Origin of the sequence: Pseudomonas sp. Leaf15 (assembly GCF_001421425.1) — a bacterium.
In the GTDB taxonomy this organism is placed as follows: domain Bacteria; phylum Pseudomonadota; class Gammaproteobacteria; order Pseudomonadales; family Pseudomonadaceae; genus Aquipseudomonas; species Aquipseudomonas salomonii.
This window is the reverse complement of sequence record NZ_LMKI01000015.1, coordinates 26239-37988: the sequence shown is the minus strand read 5'-3', so window position 1 is coordinate 37988 and position 11750 is coordinate 26239. Positions and strand designations below refer to the sequence as shown.

At 62.1% G+C, this 11750-nt stretch carries 10 protein-coding genes; 7 read left to right on the top strand and 3 right to left on the bottom strand.

Going from position 1 to position 11750, the window contains the following annotated elements; all coding sequences use genetic code 11:
• The first annotated feature begins 55 nt into the window (after nt 1-55).
• Nucleotides 56-961: a hypothetical protein gene (locus ASE80_RS14045; RefSeq protein ID WP_056859446.1), complete on the top strand. Its 906-nt coding sequence runs from the start codon at nt 56-58 to the stop codon at nt 959-961.
• Nucleotides 962-1116: 155 nt separating this feature from the next.
• Here the strand turns inward: ASE80_RS14045 and ASE80_RS14040 are convergent, their stop codons facing one another.
• Nucleotides 1117-2346 carry a multidrug effflux MFS transporter gene (locus ASE80_RS14040; RefSeq protein WP_056859445.1) on the bottom strand — a complete coding sequence of 410 codons (1230 nt, stop codon included), beginning with the start codon at nt 2344-2346 and terminating at the stop codon, nt 1117-1119.
• A gap of 94 nt (nt 2347-2440) precedes the next feature.
• Between ASE80_RS14040 and pdxR the strand changes: the two genes are divergently transcribed.
• Nucleotides 2441-3862, top strand: a complete 1422-nt coding sequence (gene pdxR / locus ASE80_RS14035) for a MocR-like pyridoxine biosynthesis transcription factor PdxR (protein ID WP_056859444.1) — start codon at nt 2441-2443, stop codon at nt 3860-3862.
• Nucleotides 3863-3941: 79 nt separating this feature from the next.
• On the opposite strand, the gene ASE80_RS14030 is transcribed toward pdxR, so the two are convergent.
• Both ASE80_RS14030 and ASE80_RS30750 read right to left on the bottom strand, forming a co-directional pair.
• Nucleotides 3942-4850, bottom strand: coding sequence for a MurR/RpiR family transcriptional regulator (locus ASE80_RS14030; protein WP_017136418.1), 909 nt, complete (start codon nt 4848-4850; stop codon nt 3942-3944).
• Nucleotides 4851-4932: 82 nt separating this feature from the next.
• Nucleotides 4933-5136 (bottom strand): hypothetical protein, encoded by a 204-nt coding sequence (locus ASE80_RS30750; protein WP_133257327.1) that lies wholly within the window; start codon nt 5134-5136, stop codon nt 4933-4935.
• On the opposite strand from ASE80_RS30750, the gene ASE80_RS14025 reads away from it, so the two are divergent.
• From ASE80_RS14025 to iolD, 5 genes are all read left to right on the top strand, one after another.
• On the top strand, nt 5135-7072 hold the full coding sequence (locus ASE80_RS14025) for a bifunctional 5-dehydro-2-deoxygluconokinase/5-dehydro-2-deoxyphosphogluconate aldolase (protein WP_056859443.1): 1938 nt from the start codon (nt 5135-5137) through the stop codon (nt 7070-7072). The two genes, ASE80_RS30750 and ASE80_RS14025, sit on opposite strands and share 2 nt — an antisense overlap.
• Nucleotides 7073-7194: 122 nt before the next feature.
• Nucleotides 7195-8085, top strand: coding sequence for a myo-inosose-2 dehydratase (iolE, locus tag ASE80_RS14020; protein ID WP_056859442.1), 891 nt, complete (start codon nt 7195-7197; stop codon nt 8083-8085).
• Complete coding sequence (gene iolB / locus ASE80_RS14015; protein WP_017136421.1) at nt 8085-8873, top strand: 5-deoxy-glucuronate isomerase; 789 nt, start codon at nt 8085-8087, stop codon at nt 8871-8873. The genes iolE and iolB overlap by 1 nt, the downstream gene beginning before the upstream one ends.
• Before the next feature lie 26 nt (nt 8874-8899).
• Nucleotides 8900-9721 (top strand): TIM barrel protein, encoded by an 822-nt coding sequence (locus ASE80_RS14010; protein WP_056859441.1) that lies wholly within the window; start codon nt 8900-8902, stop codon nt 9719-9721.
• Nucleotides 9722-9809: 88 nt separating this feature from the next.
• Nucleotides 9810-11741: a 3D-(3,5/4)-trihydroxycyclohexane-1,2-dione acylhydrolase (decyclizing) gene (gene iolD, locus ASE80_RS14005; protein ID WP_056859440.1), complete on the top strand. Its 1932-nt coding sequence runs from the start codon at nt 9810-9812 to the stop codon at nt 11739-11741.
• The last annotated feature ends 9 nt before the right edge of the window (nt 11742-11750 follow it).

The window sequence follows — 11750 nt, the reverse complement described above, 5'->3', positions numbered from 1 at the left end:
CACTGTCCCTTTTGAGACTTGTAACACTATTTTTCCTGCCGGGAGCAAAACAACAATGATCACATCGTCATCCACGCTGCAAGAGTCAAGCGCGCGCTCTGGGGTTTCCTGGGGCGCAATCTTTGCCGGGGCCGCTGCGGCGGCTGCACTGTCGCTTATCCTGGTGCTGCTGGGCTTCGGCCTGGGCTTTTCGGCGGTGTCGCCGTGGGCCGACAGTGGCATGAGCGCCAAGGGGCTGGGTATTTCCACGATTATCTGGCTGGCATTCACCCAAATCGTCGCTTCGGGCCTGGGCGGTTACATTGCCGGCCGGTTGCGTGTGAAGTGGGCGAATATGCATGGCGATGAAGTGTACTTTCGCGACACCGCCCATGGTTTCCTCGCCTGGGCCGTCGCAACCCTGGTCACCGCAGTACTGGTGGTCGGTTCGGTGAGCAGCGTGGTCAGCGGCGGCGTGAAAGCCGGTGCCAGTGTGGCGGCAGGCGCCGCCAGCGGCATCAGCCAGGCCGCCGGCAGCGCAACCAAGGGTGCCAACAGCGGCGACTTCGACTACTACGTCGACAGCCTGTTCCGCGATGACCGCCCAGCTGCCGTCGGCGATGACGCGGTACACGGCGTGGTTGCACGCATCCTCACCCGCACCCTGAGCAACGACGGCCAACTGGCACCGGAAGACCGTACCTACCTGGCCCAGTTGATCAGCCAGCGCACCAACCTCAGCCAGGCCGACGCCGAAGCGCGTATCGACAAGGTGTACGGCGAAGCCCGTAAAGCCATTGACGATGCCAAGCTCAAAGCCAAGCAAGCGGCCGATACTGCCGCCAAAGTCGCTGCCTACACCTCGTTGTGGACCTTTGTGGCCCTGTTGATCGGCGCGTTCTTTGCCAGCTTCGCAGCCACCTTCGGCGGTCGTCGTCGGGATGCTGTGGTGTACGTCGAAACCGAAAACTACGTTCGTTAATTCAAGGAGAACATCATGCGCTCATTACTACTGTGGTTCCTCGGCGTGCCGATTCCGGTGATCATCCTGATCGCGATCTTTATGCACTAAAACCTGAGCCAGGCTCGGTCCCCCTGTGGGAGCGGGCTTGCTCGCGAAGGCGTTCTGTCAGCTATTCATGAGTTGACTGATACACCGCTTTTGCGAGCAAGCCCGCTCCCACATTGGGTTTTTTGTAATGTCAGCCAACTGAGTGCCAGCAATGCACTGGCCGCTGCGGTCATGATTAACAAAGGCTGCGAGGTGCCATCCGACAACAACCCCGTCACCCAGCTGCTCACCGCCGTCAAAATCATCTGGATAAAAAAGAACAACCCCGACGCCGTCCCCGCAATCGCGCCATAGGGCTGCAGCACCGACAGCTGGCAGGCCGGAATCACCATCCCCTCCGACACCATGATCACCACCATCGGCAGCACAATCGCCAGCCATTCTCCCGGCAGCGTGAGCGTTGCCATCGCCAGCAAAAAGCTGCCCAGTACATTCAGGCCAATCCCAGCGTTGATCAAACGGTCGGGCTCGAAGCGCAATACCAAACGGCGAAACAGGTTCGCACCCAGCATGTAGCCGCTGATCGTCGCGGCAAATACCAGCGCGTATTCCGTGGCCGTCAGTTGGTAGCCGCGCTGCAACAGCGAAGACGACTCGCTGATAAACGGGAAATACGTGCTGTACACACAGCCGATGGCCAGGGCGTAGCGCAGGAAATAGCGGTCGCGCAGCAGTTGGCCATACACGCGCAGCAGGTTGCTCGGCGGCGCAGCGGCAACTTGCTGCGGGCGGGTTTCCGGCAGGCGGCGGTAAACCACCAGGCACAACGCGGCGCCGATCACACCCAATAGCACAAACAAACCACGCCAGTTGATCAAGGGCAGCATCAGGCTGCCGAGTACCGGCGCGGCCATCGGTGATATGGCCATGGCCATGGAGATCAAGCCCAGCAGGCGCGCCTGCTCGTGGCGGTCGAAGTAATCGCGCACGATCACCCGGCCGATCACCGTGGTACAGCAACCGCCGAGGGCCTGGAACAGCCGGGCGATTACCAGCACGCCAAGGCTGTCGGCCTGAGCGCAGGTCACGGTCGCCACCACGTACAGCAGCAGCCCGGCCAGCAATACCGGGCGCCGGCCAAAGCGGTCGGTCAACGGCCCGCTGACCAGCAGGGAAATCGCCGAACCCAGGGTGTACAGGGTGAGGGTCAGTTGCAGTTGGCTGTCGCTGCTGTGGAAGTAGTCGGCCATGGCGGGCAAGGCCGGCAGGTGCAGGTCGAGGGTGAGACGGGGCAGGGCGATCAGCACGGTCAGCAGGACCAGCCAGAACCCGGTGGAGAGGGCGCGTTGAGTCATGGGAAGCTTCTTCGCTAACGAGTAGAGCCTGAACTCTAACGACTTTGTGGTTTAATCCTTTGAGCCACTTATGGCTTAAAACACTGGACCACTTATGCGCCGAGGAAAAACCGCCGCCACCCTCGACCTGCCGCGCCCGGATACGTTGAACGCCGGCAAACAACAGGGCGCCTATGACGCTTTGCGCGCCGCCATCCTCAACCGGCAGTTGCCGGCGGGCAGCCGTTTGCCCTCGACCCGCAACCTGGCCGAGCGCTGGCTGGTGTCGCGTGGCACCCTGGAAGCGGCGTTCGAGCGCTTGCACAGCGAGGGTTATGTCGAGCGTGTGGCGGGCTCCGGCACGCGGGTGAGTGCGGTGATCCCCGAGCAATTTATTGCGGCCCCGGCGCCGAGCAGCCACCCACGCCGCCTGGCGGTGCCTGATCAGCCCGACGCCGGCGTGCAAAGCCACGTGCCCTTTGTGGCCCGGCGCCCGGATGCCGGCCTGTTCGACTTGAAAACCTGGGCACGCTGTATTTCCCGTGGCTTGCTGTCGGCGGCGCCGGGGGCCCTGGAGGCCGCGCACCCGGCCGGGTTGCCGGCGTTGCGCGAGCAAATCGCCGACTACCTGCGCAGTTATCGCGGCATGCGCTGCGAAGCGGATGAAGTAATTGTGACCACGGGCATTCGTCACGCCCTCGACCTGATCGCACGCACCTTGCTCAAACCCGGCGACACGGCATGCGTTGAAGACCCAGGCTATAAGCCCGCGCGGCGCTTGTTCAGCCTGGCCGGCGCGCAGGTTCAATCGATCCCGGTCACAGCCGACGGCCTCGACACCGACCAGCTCCCAGCCACGGCGCGGCTGGCTTACGTGTCGCCCGCGCACCAGGCGCCGTTGGGCATGACGCTGTCGGTCTCGCGCCGCCTGGCCTTGCTGGACTGGGCTGCCCGCGCTGACGCCTGGGTGGTCGAAGACGATTACGACAGTGAATACAACTACAACAGCGCGCCACTGGCCGCGCTCAAATCCCTCGACTCCGGCGACCGGGTGATCTACTGCGGCAGCTTCAACAAGAACCTGTTTCCCGGCTTGCGTGTGGGGTTCATGGTGGTGCCCAGGGCGCTGCGTCCGGCGTTATTGCGCACCGCACAATTGACCGGGCATTCGGTGGGCGCCACGGATCAGTTGGGCCTGGTCGAGTTCCTCGGCAGCGGGGCGTTCGTGCGGCATTTGCGCGCTTCACGCCAAGCCTATCAGGCACGCCGCGATGCATTACTCGCCTGCCTGCCGGAGGGCTGCACGGTCAGCGGCCAGCAGGCCGGTTTGCATTTTGTACTGTGGTTGCCGACGGGCGTCAGTGAGGCGGACTTTTGCAGCCGCGCTGCCGCCGTCGGCCTGACCTTGCAGCCGTTGGGCAAGTTCTGTGATGAGACCAACCTGCCGCCGGCGGTGATCATCGGCTACACCGCGTTGACCCTGGCGCAGATTCGCTTTCACGGTCGGGTTCTGGCGACATTGTTAAAGGCGGCTTAACCGGCGCTTGGCAGGGCTCGGTGTATCAGGCACACCGAGTTGATGCTATCGCAGGCAAGCCAGCTCCCACTGCTGAGTGTCAGTCGTCGAAACCGACCTGCTCGTGAATCTCATCCACCTTCAATTCCAACCGATACGCCACGGCAATAAACAACGCCTGGCACAGGCACAGCGTGGCGCTCAAGGAGCGGAAGGCAAACGAAGAACCCTCATTCACCAACAACACCGCGTTCGCCCGCTTGGCCAGGGGCGACAGGTTGCTGTCGGTGATGATCAGGGTCTTGGCCTGATGATGCTGGGCAATGCGCAGGCAATGCTGAGTCTCTTTACCGTAGGGCGTAAAGCTGATCGCGATCACCAGGTCGTTGGCGCGCACGCTGCGCATCTGCTCGCGATAGCTGCCGCCCAAACCCGAGATCAGGTGGATGCGCTTGTTGGTGTGCTGCAGGTTGTAGACCAGGTAATCGGCCACGGCAAACGAGCGGCGCACGCCGACCACATAAATATTGTCGGCATTGACCACCAGGTCCACCGCCTTCTCGAACGCCACATCATCCAGCTCCAGTCCCAGGCGCTCGATGCCGGAGAGGGTGGCATTCACGCACTCACGCGCCAGGTCGCCGCCACTGGCCTTCTGCGACTTGTTGGCGATCATGCTGCGGATGCGCTGCTGGTAGTTCTGCACCGGCGTGGTCTTGTGGGTGTAGGCCTCGCGAAACAGCGCCTGCATCTCGCTGAACCCACTGAAACCGAAGCGCTGGGAAAACCGCACGATGGCCGAAGGGTGTACTTCGCATTCGCGGGCGATGTCGCTGATGCGGTCGACCATGATGCGGTCGCTCTGCTGGCTCATGTAGCTGGCAATGCGTTTGAGCTGGCGCGGCAGGCTTTCGTATTCGTCCGTGATCAGCTGCAACAGGCGTTCGGCATTGATCGGAGGGCTGGCGATCGTATCTTCCAGGGTGGTCTCGGGATCGGTGCGGGACATGGGCAATCCTTCTGGCGTGTTCGTCTGATGCGCTGATGGGTGACGCAAGTCTACAGGGTAGGCGCAAAAAAATACCTCGGCATCACGGCGCCCGTGGGCTGCTGAAACGATGCACGGCGGCTGGCATGCCATTATGCTGGCTTATTGGAAAAAATATTCCACAAGAAATAATTATGGAATAAATATTGATTGCCGCCGCCGGACGTTCTAGTCTGCTTGCACCAAGAGCGTGTGCCGTCACCACGGCGGCACCACGCAGGCTGATAAAAATAACAGGAGCCAGCATGGGCCAGACTCGTTTTGCCAGTGGGCGTCAATTGGATCTGATTTGCCTCGGGCGCCTGGGCGTCGACCTCTATGCACAGCAAGTCGGTGCGCGGCTTGAGGACGTGTCCAGCTTTGCCAAGTACCTCGGCGGTTCCTCCGCCAATATCGCCTTCGGCACGGCGCGGCTGGGCCTCAAGTCGGCGATGTTGAGCCGCGTGGGCGATGACCATATGGGCCGGTTCCTGCTCGAATCCCTGGCCCGTGAAGGCTGTGATGTGAGCGGTATCAAGGTCGATCCGGAGCGCCTCACCGCCCTGGTATTGCTGGGGCTTAAAGACCGCGAAACCTTCCCGCTGGTGTTCTACCGCGAAAACTGCGCCGACATGGCCCTGCGCGCCGAAGACATCAGCGAGGCCTTTATCGCCTCCAGCAAAGCCTTGCTGATCACCGGCACACATTTCTCCACCGACGGCGTGTACAAGGCCAGCATCCAGGCGCTGGATTACGCCGCCAAGCACAACGTCAAGCGCGTGCTGGATATCGACTACCGCCCGGTGCTGTGGGGCCTGGCGGGCAAGGCGGATGGCGAAACGCGGTTTGTTGCCGACCAGAACGTCAGCCAGCATGTGCAGAAGATCCTGCCGCGTTTCGACTTGATCGTCGGCACTGAAGAAGAGTTCTTGATCGCCGGTGGCAGTGAAGACCTGCTGACGGCGTTGCGCACCGTGCGTGAACTGACCCCGGCGACCTTGGTGGTCAAACTCGGCCCGCAAGGCTGCACGGTGATCCACGGCGCCATCCCGGCGCGCCTGGAAGACGGCGCGATTTACCCCGGCGTGCGGGTTGAAGTGCTGAATGTGCTGGGTGCCGGTGATGCCTTCATGTCCGGCTTCCTCAGCGGCTGGATCAATGACGCCAGCGATGAGCGTTGCAGCCAGTTGGCCAACGCCTGCGGCGGCCTGGTCGTGTCCCGCCACGCTTGCGCGCCGGCCATGCCGACGCCCGCCGAACTGGATTACCTGTTCAACAGCCCGGTGCCCATCACCCGGCCGGACCAGGACGTGACCCTGCAACGCCTGCACCGCGTCACGGTGCCGCGCAAAACCTGGAAGCAGTTGTTTGTGTTTGCCTTCGACCACCGCTGGCAACTGGTGGACCTGGCGCAAAAAGGCGGCCAGGACCTGACCCGCATCAGCGACATCAAGCAGCTGTTTATCCAGGCCATCGAACGTGTGGAAACCAAGCTGGCGCAGCAGGGCATCGAAGCCGATGTGGGCCTGCTGGCCGACCAGCGCTTCGGCCAGGACGCATTGAATGCCGCCAGCGGCCGTGGCTGGTGGATCGCCCGCCCGGTGGAGGTGCAGAACTCACGGCCATTGGCGTTTGAACATGGCCGCTCGGTGGGCAGCAACCTGATTGCCTGGCCCCAGGAGCAAATCATCAAGTGCCTGGTGCAGTTCCACCCGGACGACGAGCCGATGCTGCGTCTGGAGCAAGAGGCGCAACTCAAGGCGGTGTACGAGGCGTCCCTGGTCAGCGGCCATGAACTGCTGCTGGAAGTCGTGCCGCCCAAGGATCACCCGTCGACCTATCCCGATGTGCTCTATCGCAGCCTCAAGCGCCTGTACAACCTGGGCATTTACCCGGCGTGGTGGAAGATCGAGGCGCAGTCGGCCGAAGACTGGAAAAAGCTCGACGAACTGATCCACGAGCGTGACCCGTACTGCCGTGGCGTGGTGCTGCTGGGCCTGAATGCTTCGGCGCAGTTTCTGGCCGATGGCTTTCAGCAAGCCAGCCAAAGCACCACCTGCCGTGGGTTCGCCGTGGGCCGTACGATCTTCCAGGAGCCAAGCCGTGCGTGGATGGCGGGGGAGATTGATGATGAAGGATTGATTGAGCAGGTGCAGGCCACGTTCGAGCAGCTCATCAATGCCTGGCGCAGTTCCAGAAATTAAACACAGTCAAATGTGGGAGCTGGCTTTTTGTGGGAGCAGGCAAGCCATCTCCCACACAAGCCAGCTCCCACATTAAGCAGATCTAACCAGGCTTAAGTCAGATAAAAACAAAAGGTGCAGCCATGCCCGCAATCCGAATTGGCATCAACCCGATCTCCTGGAGCAACGACGACCTGCCGGCCCTGGGCGGTGAAACGCCGCTGAGCACCGCGCTCAGTGAAGGCAAGGACATCGGCTACGAAGGGTTTGAACTCAACGGCAAGTTCCCCAAAGACGCCAAGGGCGTCGGTGATGTGTTGCGCCCTTATGACCTGGCGCTGGTCTCCGGCTGGTATTCCAGCCGCCTGGCGCGCCGTTCGGTGGCCGAAGAAATCGAAGCCATCGCCGGGCATGTCGAGCTGCTTAAACTCAATGGCGCCAACGTGCTGGTGTACGGTGAAGTCGCGGACTCGATCCAGGGCTCGAAGGTGCGCCTGATCGAACGCCCGCGTTTTCACAGCGCGCACGCCTGGCAGGACTACGCCGACAAGCTCACGGAGCTGGCGCGTTTCACCCTGTCCCAAGGCGTGCGCCTGGCGTATCACCACCATATGGGCGCCTATGTCGAATCCCCTGAAGACATTGACCAGTTGATGACACGAACGGGCCCGGAAGTCGGCCTGCTGTTCGATTCCGGCCATTGCTACATGGGCGGCGGCGAACCCCTCGAGGTCCTGCGCAAACACATCGACCGCGTCTGCCACGTGCATTTCAAGGACGTGCGCAAGCCGGTGGTGCAACTGGCGCGCAACCAGATGTGGAGCTTCCCTGACTGCATCGTCAACGGCACGTTCACCGTGCCCGGCGATGGCGACATCGATTTTGCCGAGTTGCTCGATGTGCTGCTGGCTGCCCACTACAAGGGCTGGCTGGTGGTGGAAGCCGAGCAGGACCCGGCTGTGGCGCCCAGCTATATCTATGCCAAAAAAGGCTACGACACCTTGCGCGCGCTGCTCAACGAGAGGACTAAGTGATGAGCTTGTTGGTCAAAAGCAGCAAACGCGGGCAAACCATGGTGGCCCTGGAAGCAGGGCGCCTGGAGTACGTGGGTTTTTCCGCCTATCGACTGAGCCTGGGCGAAACCTTGCCGGTCACCGCCGGGGATCAAGAGCTGTGCCTGGTGCTGCTCAGCGGTCGCGTCAATATCGAAGGCGAAGGCTTTAACTGGCAGAACCTTGGCGACCGCCAGTCGGTGTTCGAAGACAAATCCCCGTTCGCCGCGTACCTGCCGCCCGGCACCGATGCGCAGATTACCGCCTTGAGCGACGTGCAGATTGCCGTCTGCGCCGCGCCCGGTGCGCCTGGCTTTGAACCGCGGCTGATTCGCCCCGAGCAGTGCAAACGCAGCGTGCGCGGCAAAGGCGCCAACACCCGCTACGTGTGCGACATCCTGCCCGACAGCGAGCCGGCCCATTCGCTGCTGGTGGTGGAAGTACGCACACCCTCCGGGCACTCGTCGAGCTACCCGCCGCACAAGCACGACACCGACGACCTGCCGCACCAGAGCTTTCTGGAAGAAACCTACTATCACCAGATCAACCCGCCGCAGGGCTTCGTGTTCCAGCGCGTGTACACCGACGACCGCAGCATCGACCAGGCCATGGCCGTGGAAAACAGCGACCTGGTGGTGGTGCCCAAGGGTTATCACCCGGTCAGCGTGCCGTATGGCTATGAATCGTATTACCTCAACGTGATGGCCGGGCCAAAACGCGCCTGGCATTTCCATAACGACCCGCAGCACAGCTGGCTGCTGGACCTCTAAACGGTTTTGGACGGAGAACAACAACAATGAAGTCGCCGCTACGTTTTGCCCTTAACCGCATGGTCGCCCCCAACCTGTCCCTGCCGGACTTTATCCAGTTGGCCGCGGCCCTCAAGTGCGATGCCATCGAGATTCGCAACGACCTTAAAGGCCATGAAATCGAATACGGCACCCCGGCCAGCCGCGTGCGTGAATTGTGCGCGGTGCAGGGCATCACGGTGCTGTCGATCAATGCGCTGTACCCCTTTGATGTGTGGAATGACGAGCGCCGGGCCCAGGCAATCAAGCTCGCCACCTACGCCCGTGAATGCGGCGCGCAGGGCCTGGTGATGTGCCCGCTCAATGAGCGCGGCGATACGCGCAACGAAGCCCAGCGTGCCGCCGGTTTGCGCACGGCGCTGAGCGAGCTGGCGCCGATATTGCGCGAGTACGGCATTCTCGGGTTTATCGAGCCGCTGGGCTTTGAAGAATGTGCCCTGCGCCGCAAGCGCTTGGCGGTGGACGCCATTCAGTCGATTGGCGGCCTGGATGTGTTCCGGCTGGTGCATGACACCTTTCACCACCACCTGGCCAGCGAGCAGGAGTTCTTCCCGCAACTGACGGGCCTGGTGCATATCTCTGGCGTAGAAGACGCTGAAGCGCCGCTCAATTCGATTCGTGACGGCCACCGCGTGCTGGTGGGCGAGGGCGACATCCTCGGCAATGCCGCGCAGATCGATACCTTGCTCAGCAGCGGGTACGGCGGTTACCTGTCGTTTGAGCCGTTTGCCGAGAGTGTGCATGGGTTGGCGGATATCCAGCAGGCCATCGGGGCCAGTATCGCCCACCTGCAAAACCCCCGAACCTGACGCCGATTAACCTGTGGGAGCAAGCCAGCCAGCTCCCACATTGAAGCAGTGTTAATCAACCCAATTGCATTCACACAAGGTGCAAGTGATGACCACAACAAGACTGACCATGGCCCAGGCTCTGGTGAAGTTCCTGGATAACCAATACATCGAAGTCGACGGCGTGCAGAGCAAGTTTGTCGCCGGTGTGTTCACGATTTTCGGCCACGGCAATGTGCTCGGCCTGGGCCAGGCGCTGGAGCAGGACAGCGGCGACCTGGTGGTGCATCAGGGCCGTAACGAGCAGGGCATGGCCCATGCCGCCATCGGTTTCGCCAAGCAGCATTTGCGTCGCAAGATCTACGCATGCACCGCCTCGGTAGGCCCCGGCGCGGCGAATATGCTCACCGCTGCGGCCACCGCCACGGCCAACCGGATCCCCCTGCTGCTGTTGCCCGGTGATGTGTACGCCAGCCGCCAGCCGGACCCGGTGTTGCAACAGATCGAGCAATTCCACGACCTGAGCATCAGCACCAACGATGCGTTTCGCTCGGTGAGCAAATACTGGGACCGTATCAACCGCCCTGAGCAACTGATGACGGCGGCGATCCATGCCATGCGCGTGCTCACTGACCCGGCGGAAACCGGCGCCGTGACCCTGGCGCTGCCGCAGGACGTGCAGGCCGAAGCCTGGGACTATCCGGATTATTTCCTGCAAAAACGCGTGCACCGTATCGAACGTCGGCCGGCCACGGCGGCGATGATCAGCGATGCGCTGGCGGCCTTCCGGGGCAAGCGCAAGCCGCTGATCATCTGTGGCGGCGGGGTGAAGTACTCCGGCGCGAATGCGGCCCTGCAAGCGTTTGCCGAGCGTTTTGAGATTCCCTTCGCCGAAACCCAGGCGGGCAAGAGTGCGGTGGTGTCCAGCCATCCGCTGAACGTCGGTGGCATCGGTGAAACCGGCTGCCTGGCGGCGAACCTGCTGGCGCCCGAGGCGGACCTGATCATCGGCATCGGCACGCGTTATACCGATTTCACCACCTCGTCCAAGTCGCTGTTCAAGCATGCCGAGGTGAAGTTTCTCAACCTCAATATCAGCCCGTGCGATGCGTTGAAACTCGACGGCGTGCAAGTGCTGGCCGATGCGCAGGTTGCTCTCGACGCGTTGGCCGATGCCTTGGGCGACTACCGTGCCGGCTGGGGCGAGCAGGTCCGCGACGCCAAGGCGCAGCTGGACGCGGAAGTGGATCGCGTGCATCAGGTGCAATACCACGGCGACGATTTTGTGCCCGAGGTGGATGACCACCTGGACCGCGCCGTATTGCGCGAGTTTATCGAGTTGACCGGTTCGTGCCTGACCCAGAGCCGCGTACTCGGCGTGTTGAACGACAGCCTGGCAGACGATGCGATCATCGTCGCGGCCGCCGGCAGTCTGCCCGGCGACTTGCAACGCGCCTGGCGCAGCAAGGGCGTCAACACCTACCACGTCGAATACGGCTATTCGTGCATGGGCTACGAGATCAACGCCGCCCTCGGTGTGAAGCTGGCCGAGCCGAGCAAGGAAGTGTATGCGCTGGTCGGCGACGGCTCCTACATGATGCTGCACTCGGAGTTGGCCACCTCGATCCAGGAGCGACGCAAGATCAACGTGATACTGCTCGACAACATGGCGTTCGGCTGCATCAACAACCTGCAGATCGGCAACGGCATGGACAGCTTCGGCACCGAATTCCGTTTCCGTAACCCCGAGAGCGGCAAGCTCGACGGCGGCCTGGTGCCGGTGGATTTCGCCATGAGCGCGGCAGCCTATGGCTGCAAGACCTACAAGGTCAGCAGCGTGGAGCAGCTCCAGGCGGCCCTGGCCGATGCGCGCACGCAAACGGTGTCCACGCTGATTGATATCAAGGTACTGCCCAAAACCATGGTGCACGGCTACCTGTCGTGGTGGCGCGTGGGCGTGGCGCAAGTGTCCACCAGTGAACGCACGAATGCCGCCGCGAAAAAACTCAATGAACAGCTGGCCAAGGCCCGGCAGTACTAATAACAAGAG